Origin of the sequence: Paraburkholderia sp. WC7.3g (assembly GCF_050436345.1) — a bacterium.
Lineage (GTDB): Bacteria > Pseudomonadota > Gammaproteobacteria > Burkholderiales > Burkholderiaceae > Paraburkholderia > Paraburkholderia podalyriae.
Map to the genome: position 1 here is coordinate 50,602 of NZ_JBNDMA010000005.1, position 24,508 is coordinate 75,109.

The following is a 24,508-nucleotide window of genomic DNA, read 5'->3' on the forward strand; positions in this document are numbered from 1 at the left end:
ATGGCAATCACGAATCACGAACGAGTCGGCAAAGGACTGGAACTTCTGAAAGCCGGCCTAGGGCCGTTTGTTGAGCGCGAATTCAAATCAAAATACGGAAACAGTTGGGCCTTTGAGGTGAAAGACGTACTGTCGGACACCCGCCTCGGCGTTGGCAAACATGAGTCACTCAACGATATCGCCGTGTTGATGGTGGTGATGGATCGCAAATGGAACGATGTGTTTCGCCAGATTCTCGGCAAGACGGAACGTAGTCTGGTGAACGAGATCCAGGCTGTACGCAACAGCTGGGCGCATCAGGAACCGTTCTCCAGTGATGATGCTTACCGAGCTCTTGATTCCGTGGGGCGTTTGCTTTCTTCCGTCTCCGCAACTGAGGCGGACGATGTTGAAAAAATGAAGATGGAACTGTTGCGGGTGCGCTTTGACGAGCAGGCACGCAGCGACAAGCGCAAGTCAGCAGGTATCGCGATCGAAAGCGGCGTGACGGCCACCCTCAAACCCTGGCGTGAAGTCGTGATGCCGCACGAAGATGTAGCCAGCGGTCGGTACCAGCAAGCCGAATTCGCGGCCGATCTCTGGCAGGTACATCTAGGCGAGGGCACTCCAGAGTATAGAGATCCGGTGGAATTCTTCCGCCGCACGTACCTGACGGAGAGTCTGAAGGAGATGCTGACGGGCGCGGTTCGACGTCTAACGGCGGGCGGCGGCGACCCTGTAGTTCAGTTGCAGACCAACTTTGGCGGCGGCAAGACACACTCGATGCTGGCGCTCTACCACCTGTTCTCTGGGATTGCACCGACCGAACTGGCCGGTATCGATACGGTAATGGCAGCTGCCGGAGTCAGCAAGATTCCTTCGGCCCGCCGGGTGGTGCTGGTGGGCAACAAAATCTCGCCGGGCAATCCGTCCACTAAACCCGACGGTACAGTGGTCCGAACACTGTGGGGCGAACTGGCCTGGCAATTGGGCGGAAAGAAAGCGTTTTCCCGTATCAAAGCTGACGATGAAAATGCCACCAGTCCCGGAGACGTGCTGCGCGAACTGTTCAACGAATACGGTCCTTGTCTGATTCTGGTTGACGAATGGGTAGCTTACGCACGCCAGCTCCATGACCAAAGTGACCTGCCGGCCGGAGGCTTCGAGACGCAATTCACCTTTGCCCAGATACTGACCGAGTCAGCCAAGCTGGCCAAGAACTGTCTGCTGGTGATCAGCCTGCCGGCCTCTGACACGTCCGGCTCTCCCCATACCCAAGCGGATGACGTGGAGGTGGGCGGAACACGTGGACGTGAGGCATTGGACCGGCTGCGCAACGTGGTGGGGCGCGTCGAATCTTCATGGCGCCCGGCCACAGCTGAGGAGGGGTTCGAAATCGTCCGCCGGCGGCTGTTTCAACCATTGTCTGATCCTGTGCAGTTCAAGGACCGTGATGTGGTGGCTCGAGCTTTCGCCGAGTTCTATACCACCCAGCAAGCGGAGTTTCCACCGGAGTGCAGGGAGTCCGACTACGAGCAGCGTATCAAGATGGCGTATCCGATCCACCCGGAGATTTTCGATCGCCTCTACACCGACTGGTCCACGTTGGTGAAATTCCAGCGCACGCGTGGCGTGCTGCGCCTGATGGCGGCGGTGATTCACAGCTTGTGGGAAAAAGGCGACCGCAACCCGCTCATACTCCCGGGCAACGTGGCATTAGATGACCCGCGCGTGCAGTCCGAATTGACGCGTTACCTGTCGGATAACTGGGTGCCGGTGATCGAGAAAGATGTTGATGGCCCGAGTTCACTGCCGTTGCGGCTGGACAGCGAGGTGCCCAATCTGGGCAAGCTCTCGGCTTGTCGTCGTGTGGCGCGCGCCATCTATATGGGATCGGCGCCGACCACTGCGGCCGCCCACAAAGGCATCGAGGATCGACGGGTGAAGCTAGGCTGTGTAATGCCAGGGGAATCACCCGCAGTGTTTGGCGATGCCTTGCGCCGCATGGCCGGTGCGGCGACCTATCTTTATCAGGATGGGCCGCACTACTGGTACTCAACCCAGCCAACCGTCACAAAACTTGCGGAAGACCGCGCTGAACAGTTCAAACGTGATCCGGACAAGGTGGCGCACGAGCTGGAGCAGCGCCTGCGCAAGGACTTGGTGCGAACGGGTGACTTCAACCGCATCCACCCCATGCCGCAATCGGGAGCGGATGTGCCGGACGATCTGGATGCGCGTCTAGTGGTGTTCGGCGTCGGCCACGCGTACAGCAAAGAGGCCAACAGCGCTGCCGAAATCGCCGCGAAGGCGATTCTGGAAACCCGCGGGAACACACCCCGCTTGTTCCGCAATACCCTGGTCTTTCTGGCTGCGGACAAGACGCGCTTGCAAGACCTGGACGAGGCGGCACGCAAGTATTTGGCGTGGGCGTCGATATTGGCCGAGAAGGAACAGCTCAACCTGTCTCCATATCAGGTGACCCAAGCCGAGACCCAGAAGACTGCCGCCGACAGCGCGGTAACGGCGAGGCTTCCTGAGACATACCAGTGGCTCCTAGTTCCAATGCAAAACAGCCCGCAGGGCGCGGTCACATGGGAGGCGCTGCGGCTGTCGGGGCAGGATGCGCTGGCCGTACGTGCCAGCAAAAAGCTGCGCACGGATGAGCTTTATCTGACCAGCTTTGCGCCGACCCGCTTGCGCATGGAGCTTGATCGCATTCCCCTTTGGCGTGGCGATCATGTGCCCGTGAAACAGTTGGTCGAAGACTTTGCGCGCTATCTCTACTTGCCCCGGCTCAGCAATTCCACGGTGCTGCTGGACGCGATCCGGGACGGAGTGAGTCTGTTGACGTGGGCTCAGGATGGCTTTGGCTATGCCGACAGCTTCGATGAGGGAGCCAGTCGTTACAGGGGTTTGCGCGGTGGACAAATGGTGACGCTCGCCGACGCTCATGCACCTGAACTGGTGGTAAAGCCGGGTGTCGCGAGCAGACAGCTCGACGCCGAACGCGCTGTGCCCGATCCGATTGTCGAACCCGGACAGCCTCCTGGCGGAGACGTAGGACCAGGACCCACTCCGCCCAACGAGCATCCACCGACACAAGGGAAAGCTAAACGCTTCCACGGTACCGCGGTCCTCGATACAACCCGCGTTGGCCGTGACGCTAGCCGAATTGCGGATGAGGTCATCTCACACCTCGCCGGCTTGGTAGGCGCGACCGTGACGGTAACCATCGAGGTGGACGCCGAGATTCCGGACGGAGCTCCAGATCAGGTAGTCCGTACGGTGACCGAGAACAGCAGAACGCTGAAGTTTGCAGCGGGAAGTGGGTTCGAAAAGGAGTAGCGGGCCGTTGCCGGAACATCGGTAATCCCTATAGCTCAGTCTGCTCGACCAGCTGTGGCCAGCTCAAGAATCAGTTGAAAACGCCCATCAATGGCCAGCGTGGATTGGCAGAAGTAGGAGAACGCGGTGAAAATCGAACAAGGCATCTTGATTCCGCACACATTGGTTCCTGTGGGCGAAGGCATCACCGGGGCCAGCTACGCCGTCGTGAGTGTTGCGGGTCTTTCGCAGCGATGCGTGGTTAAACAGGCCGGGGACCGCGAAATTGCTGCAGAGTGCCTGTGTGCACTGCTGGGCGATGCGTTGGGCCTCCCAACATTGACGCCGCTCGTTATCACCGATCCGCGCGATAACACGCTTTGTTTTGGAGCCCGCGAAGCCGGATATCCAAGCCTGTCCGGCGCGTTACGGATCGGAACACACGCAGATGCTTCGCAAATGCAAGCTTTGGCGTGCATCCTTTCGGCGTGGTCTCAGGTTGGCCAAGTGATCTCGTTTGACGAATTGGTGGCCAATGGTGACCGCAATCCTGGCAACGTGCTCTGGAATGGCATGCAGTTCACCATCATCGACCACGAGCGTACTCTCGGAATTCAACCTATGCGCCAAAACCGCCTCGCATTCTTTGCGACTAACCAGTTCAAGCCGCCGCTCGTCGCCGCAGTCCAAAGTGCGAGTACGAGCGCGGCACTCGCACAGCAGGCGCTGCTGGGCGCTGGCTCGGCAGTCTGGCAAATGATTGACGCCGAGTTCGCGTCGGTACCTGCGGTCATTACGCAACATCGGGCTACCTTCGCATCGCTCGCTCAAGGCAATCTGGGTTCGCTCGCGACTAAGACGGCCAACTCGATGTCCCCCTTGTTCGCGAGGCAACAACCATGAGTTCTCTCGAGGCATTTGTAGGCACCAATGCACGATACAGCGTACTCGGATGGGAGCCGGTCTATGGCTCCGGAGAGCGAATCAACGTGGCGGCTCTATTCGAGTATGACGACCGCTTCCTTGCAAAACCCCTCATTCGTCCGGACGTTTTACGCTGCATGTACGGCGCAGCGGGCGACGGTGTATTGAGAATGTTGGACGGTGTGCTTGAAGCGCTCTCCACCGTCGCCAATGCCCATGGTTGGGAGGCGGCGCTGGCCGCGGTACCCCTGACGAATTTTTCTCTCGCTCCATCGCGTCCGACCTGGGCCAGCAGCGAAGCAGACCTGTTGCGACAGGTCGTGTTGATGAATTGCAGTCTCAGCGTGATTGCCGACGAGCCTGCGTCCACGTCCGACGACCTTCCCACGCCCGAAAAGGAAGTCAACCAGCAATGGACAACACGGGTTAAAGAAGCCGTCCAGATGCTCCGTCCTGAGCTCAGCATGTACTTCAACCGTGAGGCGGTGCTGGTGGATGGCGGAGTACCTGTCCGCTTTGCGATGCTCACCCCCCGCCTTGCGGCCCAGTTTGGGCTTTTGCGCCCGGCCCAACAGAATCAGGGCATGGAAGATGCACGCGCCAAGATGTGGAAGCTTGCCTTGGCGAAGGAGCGCCACACTTCCTTGGCGGCGGTTCTGGTGTTTGGTACGCCGTCCCCGGACGATATTACGCTTAGCGACAATCAAAGAGATCGTCTGAAGTCCAACGTGATTGAGCTTCAACAGGAAGCCGAGCAGCGGCTGATCGAACTGCGTGAGGTTCATACGGTCGCCGATGCGGCGAGTACGGTGGTGGCTATTGCGTAACGTGTCGAAACTTACCTTGAATCGATGCGATACAGGACGCTTCAAGTCACCTTGAGTTCCGCAGTCGGCAAGGCGCCGACGTCGTCGGTCGTCGGCAACTGCTTCGGCCGCCCGCCCGGGTCGTCATCGCTCGCGTAATAGCGGGCGGCCGCTTCGAGCATGCGCTGCTGGCCGGCGCGCACATAGATCGAAGTCGTCTGCAGCGATGCGTGACCGAGGACCTGCTGCACGACGTCGACCGGCATATCGCGGGCGACCGCGCCGGTGCCGAAGGTATGGCGGAACGCGTGCGCAGACGTACCGTTGAGCCGCGCGAGATCCTCCGCCGGCAGCGTGCCGTCTGCTGCGAGGATGTCCGTGAGCCGGGTGAGCGCCGTACGCACCAGGCGGGCGAGCGCATCGGCCGCGTAAGGGGCCTCTCCCCCGCCATGCCGGTCCTGGGCAGCCCGCGTGCCGGGAATCACCTGCGGCGCGATCAGCGGCCCCCCCGCTCCCGCCCCGTCGAACTCCCGCCCGCGATCGGCCCAGTGCAGGCGCAGCGCGTGCACCGTCGCGGCGCTCACTGGCACGGTGCGCTGCCGGCGGCGCTTGCCGATCACGGTCAATGCCCAGACCGGCGTGGCCGCGGTCGACCAGGGCGAGATCCGCAACTCCTCCCGGCGGGCCGCGGCGGCTTCGGCCCGGCGCAATCCGGAATCGCCCATTAGCAGGATCGCTGCACGCGCAGCTCGCCACTGGCCAGAATCATCGCCCCTCTGGTCTTCTTTCCTGCCTGTACCGGCCACCCGGCATTGGGTATCGAGCGCGCTGCGCACGGTCGCCCACAGCGCCGCCGGCAGGGCACGCTCGACCTGCACCGCGACCTCGCGCGTCACGGTCACCGGATCCGTCACGGCGGCCCACGGATTGCCAGCCAGATAGCGCACGTCGACGAGCCACGCGAACGCGGCCCGCAACGTGCGCACCGCATACGCCTGGCTGCCGGCCGACAGGGTGCCGGTGAACGGTCGCCAGCGCCCGCTGGATCGTGAACGCTTCGGTCCCGTGAACGCCGGTGACGGGGCCGCGAGGAAATCCTTGTACGCGTCGCAGTCCTCGACGGTCATCGACGACACCGCGACGCCCCGCACGATCACGGCCCACAGCACCAGCCGCTCGAGCTCGCGGGTGTACGCGCGGCAGGTCGGCGGCCGGTCCCGGTAGCGGTGCAGGTACGCGTGGAATGCCGCCAGGTCGTGCGGCGCGCGGATGTACGCGAACGCCGTGGCACGGTTCGTGCCGCGCCGGCCGACGCCGTCCCGCCCTTCGCCGCCCGACAGGTCCGACGGCACCGCGAGCCGTTCGAACGGTGCAAGACGGGGCGCCTCCGGCGGGCCACCGATCACGACCGCCGTGCCCCGCCCTTCGCCGACTGCGGGCGTGAGCGGTCGCGCGTCGACGTCGGGGTCCACGCGTGCGCCTAGCGTTGCCTCGTGCCGGCGCAGCCACGCGACGATCGTGCGCGCGCGCAGCGGCCCGATGCGTGGCACTGAGCGCCACCAGCTGCCACCATGGGTATTGCAGTAGTCAATCAGCGCGCCGAGCGTCGCGATGCCCTGTCCCGTCAGGCGCCGTGCGATCAGCGGGCGGAACCACAGCCCCACGCCGTGCGACGCGGCAGGCGCCGCAACCGCCAGCTGCGCGGCCTGCTCGACCATGCGCAGCGTGACCGCGGTCAGTTTCGCGCTGCCGTGCTTGCGGATTGAGGTTTTCAGATGGTCGGCGAGCACACTCGAGCCATTAATCAGTGCGAGTCGCACCAGTTCGTCGCGCATTGTGCCCAGGTAACGGGCCATCGCCTCGGGCGTCGCCGCATGCGGGGCCTGTTGCGGATCGTCGGCGTCGTAGTAGCGCCGCGCGATCGCCGCCGGCTCGATCCGCTGCACGAACGCGCGCAGCGCCGCGAAGTCGGTGCGTGTATAGGTGCGCGGCGGTGCAACGGTGAGCGTTTGCGGCTGGTTGGCCATTGGTCAGTCCGCCGCCGCAAAATCCGTCAGCGTGTGCGCCACACCGACGGCATTCCACAGCACGTCAAACGCCGGCCGCAGCACGGCCAGCGGATCCCCATGGAAGTCTTCGAGGTAGACCGGCGGCGCACTGATCCGACCCGCGCTGTCGGGCAGACGCGGAAAGTCGGCCCGGTATTGCGAGCGTGCGACAATCACGCGCGCCTCGGATCCGGCCAGCCAGCTCAACATCAGGTAGGCCGGAGGATTGACGTCAAGCGAGTCGAATACCCGTGCGACTGCAACCATGCCGCGGCGAACCAGCGGGATTTCGTATTCTTCTGGAAAGACAGATCTGCCGCCCTTCTGATCGTCCAGCGGTGAACGGCCAAGCAACTCGGAATAGACCAGTTCGACGACGCCGTTGCGATACAGCTGCACGCCGTCGCGGCTGGTGTCGTTACGGTGCGGCCGGCACGCCACACCGTCGAGGTTGATCTGCGGGGCGAGCAGGTTGGCACTGCACGCGTCCCGTAGCATTGCGCCGGCGGTAGCGAGTGCGTCGATGTCGTGCGTTTCGTGTCGGGAGAAGGCAGAGACCGGCACTACATGGCACACACAAACGACTTCGTCTTTCTCCAGCGCAGGAGTCAGCCGGCGTTCGAGCCGGGTGAGCGCTTCATTGCAGAAGGCACGTATGCCCTCACCGAGCGCCGCGCCGACGGCGAACGCGTGGCGGATACCGTGGATGTCCATGGGTTCCTTGCCAACCGAAGTGCGGGCGTAAAAATGGTTGTCTTTCGTGACGCGATGGGGTGCGCCCGGGCTCGGTGAGATGCGCAGCACGATCACGTGGCCGCCGGCCGGCAATGGCACCGGGTGTGCGTGCAGGCCGCCGCTTACGCGCGGCTCGAGCAGGTCGCGCAACGTATTCGTCATGGCGAGCAGGTCCGCGTCGAGGTCGGCGAAATGGAGCGGTACGATCCGCGTCGCGACGCCGCCCTCCTCCACGAGGCCGAACACAAGATCGCCGCCCAGCGTATTGGCGAACGCGCACACGTCCTTCGCCAGCTCCATCCGCGCGTCGCGGTCGGCCGGCCAGTCGCGCTTGTAGTCGAGGGTGCGGCTTTCGCGCACGCCGTGGTCGATCAGGGCAAGGATATCGACTTCAGTGACGGCGTCGAGGCGGGCATGGGGGATCACCGGGTCTCCGGGCAGGAAGTTAAGGGTAAACCCTTATCACGGAGGTGACGTAACGGGGTTTCCCAGCATTTTACGCATTAAACGCATGTCTGCTAATAACAATTAGCAGACAAGGCTTGCTGAGTTAACGGCATTGAAATGACGTGTGCCTATCTTTTCTGGGTCCGGCGAGCCAAGTGTGACTTCATCAGACACCGCGCGCCGGGAAGGTGTGACCCACCCGAAGTTCCTGTTGCTGCGAGACGGGCTCGCCCGGCGCTGATTGCGCGAAGGCGCACCGATCAGGTAGGGTGGCGGCATCACAACCACAACGAGGAAGCAGCAATGAACAAGCAGGAACTGGTGGATGCGGTTGTCACGAAGACCGGCGACAGCAAGGTCGCCACGGGCGAGACGATCGACGCGGTGATCGCGGCGATCACGGGCGAACTGACGAAGGGCAAAACGGTACAGCTGATCGGATTCGGCTCGTTTTCGACGGGGGCGCGCGCCGCACGGGTCGGGCGCAATCCGGCAACCGGTGCGGAGATCCAGATCCCGGCAGCGAAGACGGTGAAATTCACGGCAGGCAAGGCGTTCAAGGATGCCGTGAACGGCGCCTGACAGTGACGCAATGCCACCGGTCGGAGATGTGCCGGCGGCCAGCCGTTGCGGGAAGATCGCCAACGGGAGACGGCTCCTTTTTCGAAGTTGATCGTCCCGCAACCGGCCCGGACAGTGCAAATGGGTGTTCCAGTGGTACCGGGCGGCCGCCGCATCACAACGCACCGCTGGTGACGCCATGCTGCGGCTCCCGTTATCGGGCTCCTCGCCCTGCCCTCCACGCGGGACATCTGCTGCAAGGGACGGCCGCAGCGCACCTCCCAGGCAACGCCCCCGTGGGGCGCGCCAATGCCCGGATGGTCAACCGGGGCGACGACGAATCGCTGAGGCGCGCTAGCTACCACCCGCGCCCGGCCTATCTGTTGGTACGGGGACGTTCTTGTACGCGAAAAAAGAGTGGCAGCCGACCCCGCCAACAGGATCGAGACGTAGCGCGGCGGTGGTCTCATTCCGTCAATTACCCTGTCTCACTTCACGCAGATTATTAGGTTTTTGCGCAAAACCGCCTACCCAGGCGGCTCTGAGACGGTGCATCCCCCAAAAAGTTAACTTGCGTTTACCGTTTACGACGGCTAATCTCCGTGTCAATTCGACCGTGGCGGTCCAGTTTTGCCGAATCGGTCCAATCATCGTGAACGGTAGGAACGTAAATGGACATAACCCTCGCTCACCCCGGAAAAACCACCGCGGACGACCTCATGCGCCTTGCGCAGCTGTCGGACGTGATGCTTCAAAAGATCCGGGACGAGATGCTTGAGCCCTTTCCCCGAAAGGAGGCGCCGCTCATTACATCGGCACGCGTCCAGGAGATGTGCGGGATCGACAAGCAGCGAATGGCCTACGTTCTGAAAAAGGGTGAACTACCAGAAGGACGACAGACCCGACCGGGCGCTCCGCGCTCTTTCTCCGTCGCCGAGACGATCGAATGGATCAAGGCTGAACTCAAGCCTGCACCGCGTCAAGGCCCGGCCAAGGTGCTGGCCGTCGCCAACTTCAAGGGTGGTGTCACCAAAACTACGACCTCGACATTGCTTGCGCAGGGTTTGTCGATGCGCCGGGGGCGCCGCGTGCTCCATATCGATCTTGATCCTCAAGGAAGCGCAACAACACTGTACGGCATCAACCCCCATGCAGAGGTTGATTCTTCCCAGACAATCATGCCGTTGGTCGAGGCCTATCTTAGCGATCAGCCATTCGATATGCGGGCGCTCCCCACTCCTACCTATTGGCCAAACCTTGATTTAATCCCGTCGTCCACGGAGCTGTTCAATGCTGAGTTCATGCTCCCGGCCCGAGCGTCTGCGACCGAGCATGGGGTGCGATTCGAACAGGTTCTTCATGACGGCCTCGAAAGCCTGAAGGACGAGTACGACTACATCATCATCGATACTGCGCCGACGCTTAGCTACCTGACAATCAATGCGATCTTTGCCGCAGACGGCGTAATCGTCCCTGTCGTGCCCGACATGCTCTCCTTTGCCTCGATGGTGCAGTTCTGGCACCTGTTTGCCGACCTAATTAACGGGATGAAGGCTTTTGGTGATGAGCGGACAAAGGAATTCGATTTTGTCGATGTCCTCGTCACGCGTTCCACGCCAAAGGCGGCTGCGCAAGTTTTGCAGGCCTGGATTTCGCAGATATATGGCTCCCGAGTGATCCCTGTTGAAATCCCCGAGACCGATCTTGCACGCAACACGAACATGCGCTTTTCCACGATCTACGATCTTGCGAGCTACGAGGGGGGCGCGGAGACGCTTCGGCGCATTCGCTCGCCGGTCGATCAACTAGTTGATCGTGTAGACGACAAGGTCAGCTCGATGTGGACACGAGGAGCTTAGAAATGTCTTGGATCAAGGATCAAGCAGCCAAAGCCGCGAACATTCAGCTAACGGAGGCTGACCAGGCACGCGCCACCGCGACAAAGCCCGGCGGCCCCAGGACAGCCCCGGGGCAGCTGATGCACTTGCAGGCAACAGCTGCCGCACAACGAGAAGAGATCGAGCGCCTCAAGACCGCGCTTCAGGGGGCGGCGAAGGCCAAACTACCGGTAGCTCGCCTCCATGAAGTCCCCGGGCGGCGCAGAAAGCTGACTGCAGAGCAATACAGCGAACTAAAGGCGAATCTCGAAAAGTACCCACTTTCAACGCCAGTCGGTGTCGAAGAGCGGTCGGATGGAGACTGGGACATTGTCGCCGGCAACAATCGAGTCGCAATTTATCGAGAGCTTGGGCGAGAGGAAATTGAGGCGAACATCCTTAATATCGACCAATCGTTGGTTGAGAGAGTCGCATTCTTTTCCAACCTGCTGTCGCCGTCGCTTTCGGACTTTGAGAAGTATTGGAACTTCAAACGGCTGCAGGAAGGCACTGAGTTGACGCGTCAGGACTTAGCCGAAGCCGCAGGGCTCGCCAAATCGCACGTTAGCCGCATCTTTGCCTTCGAGGGTCTGCCTGACGAGGCCAAAGAAATTCTCGCGCAGCGACCTGAGCGGCTTGGCAGCCATGCGGCGGCGAAGCTTGCAACCGCGACCAGCGCCGGCAAAGCAGCCGAAGTCACGCGAGCAATCCGGCGTTTGGTCGAGGACGAGGCATTTACTCAGGAGCATGCCGTCAAGCTCGCCACAGCAAAGCCGAAGGCTCCCGACACAAACGCCCGTGAGACGCTGGTAGTAAAAGTTGGGAAAAAGCGCTTTTGCGAGATCACCGCTCGCAATGGCGTGATTGGTGTGAAATTAACCGACGAGGCTGATCAGGCCGGGCAGTGGGCCAAGGAGATTCAGACGTTCATCGAGTCGAAATTGAAGCAGCGCGAGTAGAGCGCGTTCCCACTGGGAACCTCTTTTGATTCAATGGCTTGAATTTACCGATCTGCCTGTCACGAGATGCATTAAAGCCGGTTCCCTCTGGGAACCATCGAAGAAACAAGCACTTATAAAGTGCCAATGAAGAACCGGAGCCGAAATGCCTAGCTTCTGACCGCAGTAAAAACAAAAGCCTTCGGCGGGAACCGAAGGCTTTTGAATATTGGGCTTGCTGTCGCTCACCCATCTGCTGCACTTCCCCGACTGGAATCGGGCAAGGGACCAAACACCTCGAAGTGTAGCGGAACGTGATCGGCAGTCAAGCATGAGTCATCCATTTTTTTGAAATGGACGTGTAGACATGCCTATCGCGCAACACTTCGTTGCCGGCGAGGAAGACATTCGCCCTCACCCGGCTGATCCGGCAGATATCAAAATTGATGCCGATGCCCTCGCCGAATTCACCTGCGACACCACCAATCTCCCGTGGATCGTCTTTCGCGCCGCGCATCGCGCCGCACATCTGCACGGCGTCCCCGCCCGTGCCCGCGCCCTGCTCTCGGCCCTCGCCCGCACCGTCGACGCCCATCGCCCTTACGCGGCGATTTACGCGCGCCGCGAACTGCTTACTGGCCGCGCCATGCAATCCATGCGCACGTTCTATCGTAGCCTCGATGATCTCGAAGCCGCCGGCCTGATCGTCCGCCCTCCTCAGAGGCGCTATGGCGAGGCAGGCCTGTTTGGTCGCGCTTACCTACACCTCACTGAGCCTGCTGCCCAGCTGCTCGGTCTCGTCGAGCCGCCGGCCATCGCCAGCGACCCCGAACCGGATCACCACGCGGCAGTTGCACCCGCTGTCCTTTCCTTGCCGCAGCCGTCTGCCAGCGTGGCAGACGGTGCTATATATAAGGATCTTTACCCTGCTTCTTCTCAAAAGAGACAACCGGGCCAGCTCCCCAGCGACCTCGAGCGCCTTCGACGCCTGGGATTTCATGAATTCCTGATCTTCAAACTCATGCGGGAAGCCCGCGAGCATCAGAAGCTACTTTCCGATGTGGTTGACGTTGCCTGGGAACACCTCCGCAAAGCCCAGCGCCCCATCAACTACCTGCGCGCGCTGCTCCGCTCGACCGCTGATTTCGCCTGGCAGGCTCGCAACAAACGGCAGGCTGCGGCCCGACGCCACGAGGCCGACCAGGAAGCGCTCCGGGTCGCCACCGTGGTCCAGCGTAATGCCGGCGGGATCTTCTTCGACTGCAATTCCTCGCGACGGATCAGCGTGGCCAGAGACGCCAGCATGGTCACCGTCCACGAATGCGGGGAAGCCGCACCACGCGTTAGCGCCGGAAACTGGCAGGCGGATTTCGTTGCCGCGATCGAAAGCGGGCACCTCGTTCCGGCCACTGCGGAGCGGGAGGCAGCATTCGAAAGCGAGCGGCAGCGGGGCAGAGAAGACCGCCAGGCGGCCCCGCGTCTTCAACCCACCCACGCGATGCCGCGAATCCTCACCGAGGCGGCAGGCGAACGGCTCGCCCAGATGAAGAACTTGCTGCGTGCAACCGTTGCCGGAGTTCGTGCACACTGACGCCGTGAGGGTGTTTGGGTGCTTGTCGACACGTAGACGCCTTGCAGGTGCGGAAGGCAAAGTGTAGGATTAAATCCTACACTTAGAAGGGAGATTTCCAGTGCGATCAACCCAACAATTCAGCATCACGCTGCCCAACGAAATGGCCGAGGCAGTCAGGTCCAAGGTGGCGGCTGGCGAATACGCGACGGAGAGCGAAGTGATCCGCGATGGACTCCGGGCGCTGCTCGCGCGTGACCGTGCAGTGGAAAGCTGGCTGCGCGAGCAGGTCGCGCCCGCCCACGATGCGCTAAAGGCTGACCCGTCTCGCGCCATCGGCGTCGACCAGCTGCGCGCTTCGCTTGCCACTGAACACCGCAAGGCCATCGAAAAAGCGTGATGTCCTATACCGTCGTCTTTACACCGGAAGCGCAGGAACAGCTGCTCGAGCTCTATCGCTACATTGCGGTCGCAGCCTCGCCGGTGACCGCGGAACGCTATATCAGCGCAATCATTACGTACTGCGAAGAGTTGCGGACATTTCCGCATCGGGGCAATCGCCGGGATGACATTCGCGAGGGCCTGCGCGTCACGAATTACCGCAAGAGGGCAGTCATAGCTTTCGACGTCGACGCGGAGCAGGTCTCTGTGATCGGCATTTTCTACGGCGGACAGGACTACGAGACGGTCCTGCAGGATGACACCGACGACTCTTGAAGCTGCCTGCGGGTTCATGGGTTCGTACCATGCGTGCATGCTGGGCGTTTACACCGCGCCGCGAAGACGTGGAATTATTTTGAGGACTTTAAACGGTGTCTTTTCCGATACGCCCCATCGCTTTTGTTCTGGCATCTTCCAACCACGGAAGCATGATTGTCAATCGCAACGACTATCACACCAACGGCGCATATGGCGGCTATGGTGTTGGGCATCAACTACTAAACGGATCAAGTTTTGATGAGCCTGAAGTGCGCCTCGCGTTAGCACTACTTGATTGCCGCAGGAAGCATTTTGGTGACGGCGTTGTCGCGATTGATGGCGGTGCAAACATTGGTGTGCATTCGATTGAGTGGGCGCGGCACATGTACGGTTGGGGCCGCATCCTCGCGTTCGAGGCGCAGGAAATCGTTTACTACGCGCTAGCCGGCAATATCGCATTGAATAACTGCCTGAACGCGCGAGTAAGGCTTGCCGCCCTCGGGGAGCAGTGTGGCGAACTGGTTGTGCCGCAGCCGGACTATTTCAGGCCCGCCAGCTTTGGCAGTCTGGAATTGCGCCGGCGGACTGACAATGAATTTATCGGGCAACAGATTTCCTATGATAGCGTTGATGGCACCACGGTTCCGATGGTTAGCCTGGACTCTCTAGGACTTGGACGTCTGGACCTGGTGAAATTGGACGTCGAGGGGATGGAACTGGAAGTATTGCGCGGCAGTCGGTCCGTTCTCGCGAGCCATCATCCAGTCATGATCATTGAAATCATCAAGTCTGACGGCGCTGCGATCGAGGCTTTAATCACGGAGCTTGGCTATCGCACTTTCCCGGCCGGACCAAACATCGTCGCTGTCCATACCAGTGACCCGACGCTCGGCCAGATTTCGCTCAAGGATGACCAAGTGTGCTTTACCGTGTGATGGATGTGATGAACGAAGCGCGAGGTAGCCAGGTCTGACTCGCCCTGAATGCTGCCGAGCATTATGCGGATAGGACACGCCGACATTCGGCTGCGAGATTGTGGATTTCCGCCTTGATGTGCAGAATATCCTCAAAGTCGGGGCTGCGATGTTCCTCGCCTTCCGGCCACAATGCATGTGCTTGGTCGGCAAGACTGTTAACCTCGGCCAGAAACTGAGCGGTCCCAAAGGTGGTACCGCTCGCACGGGCTAAATTGATCGCTTCCTGGCACGTAAGGAGGTCTTGGTGGAGGCGGCTTAGGCGTTGACGGATCGGTGAGCTGTCGTTTGTCATGTTTTGGGGTTCGAGCGAATTAGTCGTGGCTGTGATCGTGGGGCAGGGCAGTGTATGCCCGATCTTAGCGCGACTTTGGGAGGGCGAGCGCTGCAAGTGTTGACGTCAGTGCGCGCCGGCAAGGTGGTCGCACAAGTCAGTCTACGTTGTCGAGCCGCTATACGTAGGTTTCTCCAAGTTGAAAGCGTTGCTGTTGGCTGCTATTGAAGGCCTCGGCACATACCCGCGTTCTGACGGTCAACACATACATGGAGTCTATCTTGAGACATATCGGGTTGGTCTTGTTAGTTCTTGCTTGTCTCGGTCAGGCACAGGCACAGACCGCACAGATGACGCTTGACGTGACTGGCAATATCACGCATGTAACTGAAGCAGGTACTCACAGCTATCATTTTACGCGCGCTGACCTGCTTTCGCTCGGTGCGAAGAGCATCAAGACCTCCACGAATTGGACACCCGTGAGCGTGTGGCGCGGGCCAACTCTGGAAAGCATTCTGGAGAAAGTCGGCGCACGAGGTAAGGTGCTACACATCTATGCGCTTGATGATTACAAGCACGATGTTCCCATCTCTGACGCGAAACAGTACGGGGCGGTTATGGCCTACGAGCGTGATGGCAAACCACTGGAACCGAAGGGCTTCGGGCCAATCATGCTAATTTATCCCCGTGATGAGCAACCGGACGAACTGAACCGCGCGTCGATCGAGGCTCGATTTGTGTGGCAAATTTATAAGATTGTCGTTGAATGATTTTCCTTCGCCGTCTTGGCGTCAGAAGAGTCCTCGGCGCCGCGATTGCGCTCCTACTTTGCGTATCCGGGGTATGGGTCTATTTCGCGTATTCGTTGCTCCTGTCGCCAGCGAGTCTCAAGGCGCTGGCTGGTCCTCAAGAGAATTACTACTGGCCCGTGGCGCAACTGGAAATCGCAGCCAACAAGGCTAAGAATGCCTTTCTCCTGTACGGCGCCGGCAGATCGGATTTTCGGTCGGTGCAGTTGCGCTTTGACGTGTTGCAATCGAAATACGCCGTGTTGGCCACACCGTCCGATGCCACCCAGATCTTTAACGGCAATGCTTCCTTTCGAGAGGCGATAGCACAAATAGGTGCCGTGATCGAGAGGGTGAGGCCTGCTGTTGAACTGCTGCCGCGAGATCCAGGCAGGGCCGTGGACCTGTCGCTTAGCCTAGGGCAAATAGATGAGCCTCTGGCAGTCATCACAGATCACGTGAGCGAGGCCGAGATAGACCGACGCGACACAGTCTACAAAGACTTGATCGGAAAGCGGCACCTTTTTTTCCTGAGCAGCCTGCTGTTGTTGATACTCCTGGCGGGAACGGCTGTGCTCGCCCTGATGCTTGGCGTCGATCGTAAGCGGCTAACGCGTCAGCAGAGCGCGGCGATAAAGGCAGAGCAGGACGCGGTACGCGCCAAAAATGCATTCCTCGGGATGATCGGGCACGAACTGCGGACGCCGCTGCAAAGTATCGTTAGTGTGGCAGATACACTTCTGGATCGGCGATTTGCCGAACGAGACGCGACGTTGATCAAGAGGCTGGCGGTGGCCGCAAGTAGGCTAGAAACACAGATGAAAGATCTTACCGACTTCGCGCGACTGGACGCCGGACGCCTCACGTTGAGGGAGCGGGAATTTCAACCCGCCGACGTTATTGGCTCGATGATTGACGACGTGACGGCGCTTGCCAGAAGCAAGGGGTTGGAGGTCGTCGCACTGGTCAATAACGCCGATGGCTGGTATCTGTCGGATCCCGATCGCATCAGGCAGATAGTTGGAAACCTGCTATCGAATGCGGTCCGGTATGCAGATGCTGGTCGAATTCTTGTGCGTCTCGATGTGACGCCGTCCAGGGATGGGGCCGTCCTTGACATCACCGTTGAAGACACCGGGCCCGGCATACCTGCGGCGTCCGTTAGTCAGCTCTTTCAGCCTTTCACACAACTCGACCAGTCCAATACGAGGAAGCACGACGGTGCGGGCATTGGCCTCGCGATCGTCAAGGGGTTGGTCGATCTGCTCGGCGGCTCGATCAACATCGACACCGAACCGGGGCGAGGAACGAAAGTGTCCGTGTCGCTGCCCGTCAAGGCAGCCGCGGCTGCTACAGAGGCCGATGGAACAGAGCTGCAAGTTACGGCGATCATAGAACGGAAGAGGGTGCTCATCGTGGATGACCAGGAATCTGCAAGAGAGTCATTCGCGGATGTATTGTCATCGTTTGGCGCGTATGTGGATGTTGCCGCCGACGCAGCCGAGGCTTTGGCTGCATTGGGTGAGGCTACGTATGACGCAGTATTGTTGGATGTGCAGATGCCAGGGGAAGACGGGATCGCCGTCGCTCGAAAAGTACGAGCGACGGCGGGACCGAATAGGGATGTTCCTATCATCGGCATCAGTGCGTTTTCCAGGGATCTGCTCAAAGACAGTGGCGCCGAACTCTTCACACAACACCTACACAAGCCTGTGCGAAACTCGGTATTAAAGCAGGCGCTACTGGATGCGCTTGCAGCTTACAAGCGGCACTGAATTCAACTGAACGTGATTGATCAATGACTATCCTTGATGAGGTATCGGCGCTTACGAATGCAGGTTCACTGCTATCGCGCGATGGTGAGATTGTTGCGTCCTATGACCTTGAGGTATCCGATGTCGTCGCAGAAGGCTATAGCGGGCTTTCTGCTGTGCAGGAAATCAAGAATGCGAATGTTGCTCCGTTTGAAGTCGACTACTCGCGTTTAACGCGCGTTCATGTCATCAACGGAATGGGCGTCACGCTGGGGGACTCGATTATTGGGCTCACGGCGCTAGCGTCGATCAAGAGGCGGCACCCGGGTATTTCCTTTGTTATCTATCGTCCGAGTCGCGCCCCTGCGTACGTCAGGCAGCTATACGAACTGGCGGCGCCGATCTTTGGAAGTGTCGTGGATCTTCCCGTCGATGTCGATTCTCTGCCCGACGATGAACTCCGGATCGATCTGGGTAACCATCTGTTCTGGCCGAACTTCTCGACGATGCCCATGATAGATTTTTTTCTGTGGGCGCTCGGGATCGCACCGGCTGACGTTGGCCCGGAGCACAAGTCGAATGACTGGCTTCAGCGCGTAGCTCTGCCGGCGTTGAGCGCGGAGTGGTCATCGAAGGAATATACGTTGCTCTGTCCGACAGCCAGCACGCCTGTGCGCAGCATTCCGCATTCGTTTCGAACCGAGGCTGTAAATAGTCTTTGGGAAAGGTTTCACGTTCCCGTACTTGGCTTCGGCAAGGTCGCCCACCAGCACTACACAGACATTAGGAGCCTAGCGACGGACACGGCCGCCTTTATTGCATGGGTGAAAAATGCTCGCTTTGTTGTGACGTCTGACACGGCCGCCGTTCACATTGCAGCGGGTTTCGACGTGCCTACAGTGGCATTTTTCACAACGATCCCGCCCGAGCTGCGCGTGCGTGACTATGCGGCCTGCACGGCTATAACCCTTCCTCTTCCAGAGCTTCAGGGAATACAGGCAAGCGGTCGAGCGGGTGATCTGGAGATAGTGGAACGTGCGTATCAGAAACTGATCGCGAGCAACTGGGCGCTGTAGCTTAGCTTCGTGGTTAGCTCGAGGTGCGGCTCAGTTCGTTAGTGATTTGCGAAATCAGTATGGGCATGTGGACCGGTTTCTCGATCCACTTGCAGCCAAACTGCTTAACCACCCGGGCAATGTCGTCAACACGGGCTTTGCCGGTTTGCAACTGCCCGGTCAGCAGGTAAATCGGTGTCGATGGATTCTCGGCCTTCCGGATATCGACAATCGCGGCCTCGGCGGTGTCATCGTTGATGAGCCAGTCGATTATGAAAGCGTCGAACGCGTTGCTCTTCAGGCTTTCGCGAAAGCTGGCCAGATCATAGAACGGTGTGGCGTTCAGACCGTGGTCGTTAAGATAGTCACAGACGTTGTCGGCCGCCTGCGTATCAGTATCATCGTCGAGAACCGCGATAGCCGGCTTATCGAGGTGCGGCAGGTCGGGGCGTATTTCGACCGACAGCACATTGAATATCCGCCCGGCCGGAGCAATTTCGACTGGATATACGTTCCAAGTGTCGCCCGACTGGATTGCTACCAGGTCGGCTGATCTGTCGCCACTCAGTTCCTCACCAATTAGCACTGAGCAGGGCAGTGGACGCGGGCTAACCATCAGCATCCCCTCGCCCATGGTCGAGTCTTCAAAATCTTCGTTGTTTTCCACCAGAACACTCGGAGTTTCGCCGAAGTGCGTAGCAACTGACCCGAGTTGCTTCAGATCCCATGGCAATTGGCCTTTCATCTTGCGGCTTGCAGCCGAGAAACTGAGATTAAGTATCCGGCTTAGCTCGCTCGCCTGAGCGCGTTTGGTAACGCCGTGTCGCTCCATTAAATTGCGAACGCGGCTGGCGATGGCCGTTGAGTCGGTCTGAATGTCGTTATCAGGCATATCTAGATACCCCTCCTTTGGTTGCCGACTTTATCCAAAACTGACCTGACGCGCAAGGTTGTGGAAATTTTTTGCAAAACATGACTTGACACGCTCGTTATGGCAAGTAAAGTGACGCGGTAGGTAATCTTCATTTCATTGGATGACGCGCGAGGGCAGGAGTTGACGGCGCGGCACCCGCCTAACCACGAATCACTGAAGAGGCTTGATATGGCAGACGCCGTTGTGGGTAAGAGTGTTGCGAAGCGCCTGTTGTCCTTCATTTGCGCGAAGACGCGCGACGCGCGGGCGGTTTTCTACAGTGTCGAAGCAAGCACATCGCGGCGCATGTCATTGCTGGTTGCTTTGCTGTGCGTCGCTGTTTTCCCTGAATTCGCTTATGCGATGGACTACAGCACTGGTACGGGCCTGGTTCGCGATTTCGTTAGCTGGCTGTTCGTCGATGCGGGTCCCTATGTCTTCATGGCGATTCTCGGCATCTGTGTGCTCGGGGTGCCGAAGGGTTGGATTCCGATGAAGGGTGCCGTGATCGCAGTTATCTGCTCATTTGTATTCTTCGCGGTCCCATCCATCGTCCGCTATGCGGCGTCGGTCGCTTCCTCGCAGATCTGAGGTGAGGCCATGCGTGAAGTACACGAAATCCCGAAAGGCATGGTGCAACCTTGGATGATATGGGGCTGCCTGGCTGAGCTGTTCCTCGGCTCGTTCGTATTGCCCGCGGTTGTTTTCATGTTCCTCAAATGGTGGCCGGTGATGCTCGCCGTGCCCTTTCTGGTCATCGGCTCCTATCTGATTACCGCGAAAGACATGTTCGCGTTCTCGGTCGCGTATCAGAGCTTTGGCGCGACGGCGAAGCCACGTAGCCTCAAATACTGGGGCGGAGCGAAGACCTATGCCCCTCGGTGACTTTCTTGATCGTCATTTCGGCGCTTCTCCCTTTGTTCAGCGAAGCGAGGCAGACAAAGATGATGCGGCTGACCTGCACGCCTCGCGGGAACTTCCGTTTGGCTTGAACGCGTACTACAACGGCCATACGTTGCGCACGCTCGATAGCGGGCTGGTGCAGATAGTGCGTCTCCAGGGGCTCTATGCGGAAATGCTGGATGACCTTGGCGTCGATGCGTACAAGCGTCAGCGGAACACCGCGCTGGAGTCGATCGCTGACAGCAACGTGGGCATTTACGTGTACGAGATCCGGCGCAAGGGGAACCGGTGGCCCGCCGGCAAGTATTCGAACTGGTTTCCGAATTTCGTCAATGAAAAGCTGAAGGCGCGTTTTCAGACGCGATCGTTGTATCAGCACGAAATCTATATTGCCATTGTGCGCTACCGGCACTACAGCGGGGTAGTGGGGCAGCTCGATCGCGTATTCAACGCGTTCAATCCATCCGGCGCAAACGACAAGCTTGAGTCGGAGTCGCGGCAGGCGCGTGACCTTGAAGAGAAGGTCAACTCGCTGATGAAATCGGTTGCGCACTACGCGCCTCGCCGACTGGGCCGGGTCGAAACGGAAATCGGGTCCTGTTGTGAGATGGCGCGTTTTCTGCGCTATCTGCTCACGCAGGAAGACGGCCCGGTGCTGGCTGACTCATATAACCTGGCCCAGGCGATCGCGAGCTCGTATCTGCATTTCGGCCGTAACCCGATCCTTGGGAAAGATGTTTTTGAGGTCAACGGGCTCAACCATCGACGCATTGGACAGGTGCTGGCCATGTCGCGTTGGCCCGACGGGGCAGTTGCCGGGATGGCTGACCGGTTCCAGCGCCTGCCCGCCGAACTGATCGTCACGCAGAAGTTTTTCCCGATCGACAAACTTGACGCGAGCATGGCGACGTCGACCAGCGAGGCTCGGCTGTCGCACGACCGGACCACTGCCGGCATGTCGGCGGAAATCACCGCGCTGCGCATGCGCCAGGCGGCCAACAAGGCCGTGCTCGGTACGCATCACATGAGTGTCCTCGTTCACGTGCCGGTAGAAGGGCGCTCGCAGGAAGCTGCGTTGAAGGCGCTGGAGGCGTTGGACGATGCCGTGGGAAAGACCGGCGAGTGCTTCAAGGGTTGGGGCGTGAAGCCGGTTGTCGAGACGACTGGCATGGAGCGCGCCGTATGGTCGCAGATACCGGGCGCCAGGAAGCGTCACAACGGCCGCGTCGGCAAGATCGAGACGATCGAGTTTGCCTGCTTTGCATCGCTGCACAGCTTTCCGCAGGGGCGTTTCGACGGAAATCTGTGGGGTGAATGTCTCATGGTGCTGCCGACGGAAGGGCAGACTGGCTACTTCCTCAATCTGCATGAAGAGCGTCCGGGAATGGTGCCCGCGCACGGCAACATCGGTGCGAAAACGGGGACCGGCAAAACGTTGCTTGTCGCGACGATCACCAGCCAGGCCGATAAGTTCGAGCCCCGGGTGCACTGGTTCGACCGGGAGAACGGGAGCACCGTGTTCATGCAGGCGATGGGCGGCGCCGACATCGTACTCAGCCTGTCACGATCCCTTGGCAATCCCTGCAAGATGCCCGACACCGAACAGAACCGCGCGATGCTGCGCGAGCTGCTGCAGATGATGGCGACGTGCTACGGCTATGTGCTTACCGTCGATGATATCGAACGCATTGCGACGGCGGTCAATGACAACTTCAACGACCAACTGACCGGGTTCGAAGACAGGCGCCTGCGCAATCTCGCCTGGCGGTTCGGCGCGAAGAATTCAGCCCTGTACCAGGCGATTGCGGTTTGGCACAGCGGTGGCGCGAATGCCGCAGTGTTCGATAACGAGCATGACACGCTCGACGTGACAACGCACCGTCACTACCGGTATGAGATGCGGGAACTGATGAAGGATAAGGAAGCGAAGCCGGAGCTTCCTGTCCTGCTCAACTATCTGACGCATCGTATCGAACAGTCGCTCGACGGATCGCCCGCAATCATCGTGTGGGATGAAGCACAAATGCTGATCCGCAACCCGTTCTGGCAACAGAAGATCGAAACATATCGAGAGACGTTCCGCCGGCGCAACTGCGCGACGCTCTTCATCACGCCGGAGCCTAGCGCGCTCTATCGACCGGTGGCGGCCGTCAAGAACCAGGCGGTGACGAGCTTCTATTTAGCGAACGACAAGGCCGATTGGCGGGACTACGGCGTTAACCTGGACTTTTCTCGGAGCGAGTTCGAGTTCATCGAACGTGCGGTGCCGGAGGAGTTCAAGGTGCTGATCAAGAAGGGCAACGGAGTCAGTGTGCGCGCATCGTTTGATATGTCGGACATGCCTGAGCTCGTAGCCGTGCTGTCGTCGAATGACAAGTCGGTTGAGCTGATGAATCGTGTTCGTGCCGAGTTGGACACAACGGACCCGAGCCGATGGGTTCCGGTGTTCATGGCGCGGGCGCTAGCTGAACGGACGCACAACGTTTGACTTGAGACGTGGGGTGAACCTGTGATCGGCCAGATTGCAATCGGTGTACTTGGTGCCGCGAGCGTTTTCCTGTCGCAGGACCGACGCGAACACTGGCGTAAGTGGGCCTGTATCTGTGGGCTTGCAGGGCAACCTTTCTGGTTCTGGATGGCGTGGGAATCGCAGCAGTACGGCGTGCTCGCGCTTTGTTTTGTGTATGCGTGGTCGTGGTCGCGAGGCATCAGGCTGTACTGGATGGGCAAGCCAGGGAGCGGAGCGCGATTGGCGGTATCGACCTTACAACCGGAAGTGGAGGTGCAGAAATGAAAGGACCATTCGTAGCGGCCATCGCAGTGATGGCCATATCGACGTCAGCGTTCGCAACGGGCGTTCCGGTTGGCGATGCCGGGACCTGGACAGCGCTGGCCGCGCAACTCGCTCAGCTCAAGCAGGAATACGACACGCTCAAGCAGCAATACGGCGCGGTAACCGGGTCGTACGGGCGGGGTGGGCAGGGGCTGACCGATGCAATTGACGCGTCGTCCATTGTGCCGGGCAGCTGGCAGGACGTTGTATCTCAGCAGAAGAGCGGCATCTACGGCAGCCGACAGGCGACGTATGAAAAGGTAATGAACACGATGTCACCCGATGACTTCGCGGACAAGGGCGAGGGCGCGAACTACAAGATGAGTACCGACTCGGTTCGCTCGGCACTGGCCGGCGGAGAGTCGCTGTACGACGAGGCACAAACGCACCTGCATAACTTCCAGAACCTGTCGCAACAGGTCGACACAACGCAGAACGTCAAGGATGCAGCCGATCTGCAGAACCGCATGTCGGCTGAGCTGGGGATGGCCCAGTCCGCGCAGACGAAATTGCAGGCCATCAACGCGAATCTGACGGCGAACCAGCTCAACGAGAGTAACCAGGCCACCGCAGAGCGCGAGAAGTTTTTCAGCAACGTATCGAAGTGAGGATCACATGCGAAGCATCGTTTTTTATCTCCTGCTCACCGGCGCGACGTGTCTTGCTGGTTGTGCACATTCCGGTGCGATATCGAAATCGCCGTGCACGTGCGATTTTCATTCGATCGGGAAGCAGGCGTGACAGCGCGCCGTGGGCCTGCTGGCTCACGGGTGAAGAAACTGGAGACAGGCATATGACGTGGACAGGCAAACTCAGTTGGTTCCTTCTCGCAGTCGCAGTTGTTGGAAGCGGCGGTTTGATCGTGTACGTCGTGCATACGAGCAGCACGGGAGGCGGCACTGTCGAACCCCCTGCGCAGACTGTGCCGGCGTTCGTGCCGAAGACGGAAGCGTATTACCTTGCGCATCGCGCTGAGATGAAAGCGCGCGAAGACGATTGCACAAACCGCGGCATTAGCCCCTTTGCTGACACCCCGGAAGCACGCGACTGCAACGCCGCCGCGGAGGCCTCCAAGCAGATATTTTTTGGCCCGGGGAAGTGAC

The 24,508-nt window shown here is 59.7% G+C and carries 23 protein-coding genes; 19 read left to right on the top strand and 4 right to left on the bottom strand.

The window, feature by feature from the left end; all coding sequences use genetic code 11:
- The 3 genes from OKW43_RS42260 (at position 1) to OKW43_RS42270 (ending at position 5,057) form a co-directional block, all read left to right on the top strand.
- Complete coding sequence (locus OKW43_RS42260; RefSeq protein WP_429454818.1) at positions 1 to 3,327, top strand: Swt1 family HEPN domain-containing protein; 3,327 nt, start codon at positions 1 to 3, stop codon at positions 3,325 to 3,327.
- Between the two features lie 126 nt (positions 3,328 to 3,453).
- A complete protein-coding gene (locus OKW43_RS42265) occupies positions 3,454 to 4,209 on the top strand; it encodes a hypothetical protein (RefSeq protein ID WP_429454819.1) in 756 nt (251 codons plus the stop codon).
- Complete coding sequence (locus OKW43_RS42270) at positions 4,206 to 5,057, top strand: hypothetical protein (protein ID WP_429454820.1); 852 nt, start codon at positions 4,206 to 4,208, stop codon at positions 5,055 to 5,057. The genes OKW43_RS42265 and OKW43_RS42270 overlap by 4 nt, the downstream gene beginning before the upstream one ends.
- Positions 5,058 to 5,098: 41 nt before the next feature.
- Here OKW43_RS42270 and OKW43_RS42275 read toward each other — a convergent pair whose 3' ends face one another.
- Complete coding sequence (locus OKW43_RS42275) at positions 5,099 to 7,063, bottom strand: phage integrase family protein (RefSeq protein WP_429454821.1); 1,965 nt, start codon at positions 7,061 to 7,063, stop codon at positions 5,099 to 5,101.
- A 3-nt stretch (positions 7,064 to 7,066) separates the two neighbouring features.
- On the bottom strand, positions 7,067 to 8,245 hold the full coding sequence (locus OKW43_RS42280) for an AlbA family DNA-binding domain-containing protein (protein WP_429454822.1): 1,179 nt from the start codon (positions 8,243 to 8,245) through the stop codon (positions 7,067 to 7,069).
- Positions 8,246 to 8,569: 324 nt separating this feature from the next.
- Here OKW43_RS42280 and OKW43_RS42285 point away from each other — a divergent pair, with 324 nt between their 5' ends.
- The 7 genes from OKW43_RS42285 (at position 8,570) to OKW43_RS42315 (ending at position 14,846) form a co-directional block, all read left to right on the top strand.
- Positions 8,570 to 8,848, top strand: coding sequence for an HU family DNA-binding protein (locus OKW43_RS42285; protein ID WP_429454823.1), 279 nt, complete (start codon positions 8,570 to 8,572; stop codon positions 8,846 to 8,848).
- A gap of 650 nt (positions 8,849 to 9,498) precedes the next feature.
- Positions 9,499 to 10,686 carry a ParA family protein gene (locus tag OKW43_RS42290; RefSeq protein WP_179741872.1) on the top strand — a complete coding sequence of 396 codons (1,188 nt, stop codon included), beginning with the start codon at positions 9,499 to 9,501 and terminating at the stop codon, positions 10,684 to 10,686.
- Positions 10,687 to 10,688: 2 nt separating this feature from the next.
- Entirely contained in the window at positions 10,689 to 11,663 is a 975-nt protein-coding gene (locus OKW43_RS42295; RefSeq protein WP_429454824.1) for a ParB/RepB/Spo0J family partition protein, read from the top strand.
- Between the two features lie 346 nt (positions 11,664 to 12,009).
- The gene (locus OKW43_RS42300) at positions 12,010 to 13,233 is read left to right on the top strand and encodes a Replication protein O (protein ID WP_429454825.1); all 1,224 of its coding nucleotides are present in this window, start codon (positions 12,010 to 12,012) and stop codon (positions 13,231 to 13,233) included.
- Positions 13,234 to 13,333: 100 nt separating this feature from the next.
- Positions 13,334 to 13,612, top strand: a complete 279-nt coding sequence (locus tag OKW43_RS42305) for a ribbon-helix-helix domain-containing protein (RefSeq protein ID WP_429454826.1) — start codon at positions 13,334 to 13,336, stop codon at positions 13,610 to 13,612.
- Complete coding sequence (locus OKW43_RS42310) at positions 13,612 to 13,929, top strand: type II toxin-antitoxin system RelE/ParE family toxin (protein ID WP_429454827.1); 318 nt, start codon at positions 13,612 to 13,614, stop codon at positions 13,927 to 13,929. Before OKW43_RS42305 ends, OKW43_RS42310 begins: the two co-directional genes overlap by 1 nt.
- Before the next feature lie 95 nt (positions 13,930 to 14,024).
- Entirely contained in the window at positions 14,025 to 14,846 is an 822-nt protein-coding gene (locus tag OKW43_RS42315; protein WP_429454828.1) for an FkbM family methyltransferase, read from the top strand.
- Between the two features lie 61 nt (positions 14,847 to 14,907).
- Here OKW43_RS42315 and OKW43_RS42320 read toward each other — a convergent pair whose 3' ends face one another.
- Positions 14,908 to 15,180, bottom strand: coding sequence for a hypothetical protein (locus tag OKW43_RS42320; RefSeq protein ID WP_429454829.1), 273 nt, complete (start codon positions 15,178 to 15,180; stop codon positions 14,908 to 14,910).
- Between the two features lie 260 nt (positions 15,181 to 15,440).
- Here OKW43_RS42320 and OKW43_RS42325 point away from each other — a divergent pair, with 260 nt between their 5' ends.
- Genes OKW43_RS42325 through OKW43_RS42335 form a run of 3 tightly spaced genes read left to right on the top strand, consistent with a single transcriptional unit; the run spans position 15,441 to position 18,777 of the window.
- Complete coding sequence (locus tag OKW43_RS42325) at positions 15,441 to 15,929, top strand: molybdopterin-dependent oxidoreductase (protein WP_429454830.1); 489 nt, start codon at positions 15,441 to 15,443, stop codon at positions 15,927 to 15,929.
- Complete coding sequence (locus OKW43_RS42330) at positions 15,926 to 17,722, top strand: ATP-binding protein (protein ID WP_429454831.1); 1,797 nt, start codon at positions 15,926 to 15,928, stop codon at positions 17,720 to 17,722. The genes OKW43_RS42325 and OKW43_RS42330 overlap by 4 nt, the downstream gene beginning before the upstream one ends.
- A 23-nt stretch (positions 17,723 to 17,745) precedes the next feature.
- Complete coding sequence (locus OKW43_RS42335) at positions 17,746 to 18,777, top strand: glycosyltransferase family 9 protein (RefSeq protein WP_429454832.1); 1,032 nt, start codon at positions 17,746 to 17,748, stop codon at positions 18,775 to 18,777.
- Positions 18,778 to 18,790: 13 nt separating this feature from the next.
- On the opposite strand, the gene OKW43_RS42340 is transcribed toward OKW43_RS42335, so the two are convergent.
- Positions 18,791 to 19,648 carry a helix-turn-helix domain-containing protein gene (locus OKW43_RS42340; RefSeq protein ID WP_429454833.1) on the bottom strand — a complete coding sequence of 286 codons (858 nt, stop codon included), beginning with the start codon at positions 19,646 to 19,648 and terminating at the stop codon, positions 18,791 to 18,793.
- Positions 19,649 to 19,786: 138 nt separating this feature from the next.
- Between OKW43_RS42340 and OKW43_RS42345 the strand changes: the two genes are divergently transcribed.
- The 6 genes from OKW43_RS42345 (at position 19,787) to OKW43_RS42370 (ending at position 24,507) form a co-directional block, all read left to right on the top strand.
- Positions 19,787 to 20,260 carry a mating pair formation protein gene (locus OKW43_RS42345; protein WP_429454834.1) on the top strand — a complete coding sequence of 158 codons (474 nt, stop codon included), beginning with the start codon at positions 19,787 to 19,789 and terminating at the stop codon, positions 20,258 to 20,260.
- Positions 20,261 to 20,269: 9 nt separating this feature from the next.
- A complete protein-coding gene (locus OKW43_RS42350; RefSeq protein WP_179741880.1) occupies positions 20,270 to 20,554 on the top strand; it encodes a VirB3 family type IV secretion system protein in 285 nt (94 codons plus the stop codon).
- Positions 20,487 to 23,060, top strand: a complete 2,574-nt coding sequence (locus tag OKW43_RS42355; protein ID WP_429454835.1) for a hypothetical protein — start codon at positions 20,487 to 20,489, stop codon at positions 23,058 to 23,060. Before OKW43_RS42350 ends, OKW43_RS42355 begins: the two co-directional genes overlap by 68 nt.
- Positions 23,061 to 23,081: 21 nt before the next feature.
- Positions 23,082 to 23,366, top strand: coding sequence for a hypothetical protein (locus OKW43_RS42360; RefSeq protein WP_429454836.1), 285 nt, complete (start codon positions 23,082 to 23,084; stop codon positions 23,364 to 23,366).
- Entirely contained in the window at positions 23,363 to 24,013 is a 651-nt protein-coding gene (locus tag OKW43_RS42365) for a type IV secretion system protein (RefSeq protein ID WP_429454837.1), read from the top strand. The genes OKW43_RS42360 and OKW43_RS42365 overlap by 4 nt, the downstream gene beginning before the upstream one ends.
- A gap of 185 nt (positions 24,014 to 24,198) precedes the next feature.
- The gene (locus tag OKW43_RS42370) at positions 24,199 to 24,507 is read left to right on the top strand and encodes a hypothetical protein (protein WP_429454838.1); all 309 of its coding nucleotides are present in this window, start codon (positions 24,199 to 24,201) and stop codon (positions 24,505 to 24,507) included.
- The last annotated feature ends 1 nt before the right edge of the window (position 24,508 follow it).

What these genes read in the sequence shown, in the direction of transcription:
- OKW43_RS42260 (WP_429454818.1), top strand. Translation starts at nt 1, where the DNA reads ATGGCAATCACGAATCACGAACGAGTCGGCAAAGGACTGGAACTTCTG.
- OKW43_RS42270 (WP_429454820.1), top strand. Translation starts at nt 4,206, where the DNA reads ATGAGTTCTCTCGAGGCATTTGTAGGCACCAATGCACGATACAGCGTA.
- OKW43_RS42275 (WP_429454821.1), bottom strand. Translation starts at nt 7,063, where the DNA reads ATGGCCAACCAGCCGCAAACGCTCACCGTTGCACCGCCGCGCACCTAT.
- OKW43_RS42285 (WP_429454823.1), top strand. Translation starts at nt 8,570, where the DNA reads ATGAACAAGCAGGAACTGGTGGATGCGGTTGTCACGAAGACCGGCGAC.
- OKW43_RS42290 (WP_179741872.1), top strand. Translation starts at nt 9,499, where the DNA reads ATGGACATAACCCTCGCTCACCCCGGAAAAACCACCGCGGACGACCTC.
- OKW43_RS42295 (WP_429454824.1), top strand. Translation starts at nt 10,689, where the DNA reads ATGTCTTGGATCAAGGATCAAGCAGCCAAAGCCGCGAACATTCAGCTA.
- OKW43_RS42300 (WP_429454825.1), top strand. Translation starts at nt 12,010, where the DNA reads ATGCCTATCGCGCAACACTTCGTTGCCGGCGAGGAAGACATTCGCCCT.
- OKW43_RS42310 (WP_429454827.1), top strand. Translation starts at nt 13,612, where the DNA reads ATGTCCTATACCGTCGTCTTTACACCGGAAGCGCAGGAACAGCTGCTC.
- OKW43_RS42320 (WP_429454829.1), bottom strand. Translation starts at nt 15,180, where the DNA reads ATGACAAACGACAGCTCACCGATCCGTCAACGCCTAAGCCGCCTCCAC.
- OKW43_RS42330 (WP_429454831.1), top strand. Translation starts at nt 15,926, where the DNA reads ATGATTTTCCTTCGCCGTCTTGGCGTCAGAAGAGTCCTCGGCGCCGCG.
- OKW43_RS42335 (WP_429454832.1), top strand. Translation starts at nt 17,746, where the DNA reads ATGACTATCCTTGATGAGGTATCGGCGCTTACGAATGCAGGTTCACTG.
- OKW43_RS42340 (WP_429454833.1), bottom strand. Translation starts at nt 19,648, where the DNA reads ATGCCTGATAACGACATTCAGACCGACTCAACGGCCATCGCCAGCCGC.
- OKW43_RS42350 (WP_179741880.1), top strand. Translation starts at nt 20,270, where the DNA reads ATGCGTGAAGTACACGAAATCCCGAAAGGCATGGTGCAACCTTGGATG.
- OKW43_RS42365 (WP_429454837.1), top strand. Translation starts at nt 23,363, where the DNA reads ATGAAAGGACCATTCGTAGCGGCCATCGCAGTGATGGCCATATCGACG.
- OKW43_RS42370 (WP_429454838.1), top strand. Translation starts at nt 24,199, where the DNA reads ATGACGTGGACAGGCAAACTCAGTTGGTTCCTTCTCGCAGTCGCAGTT.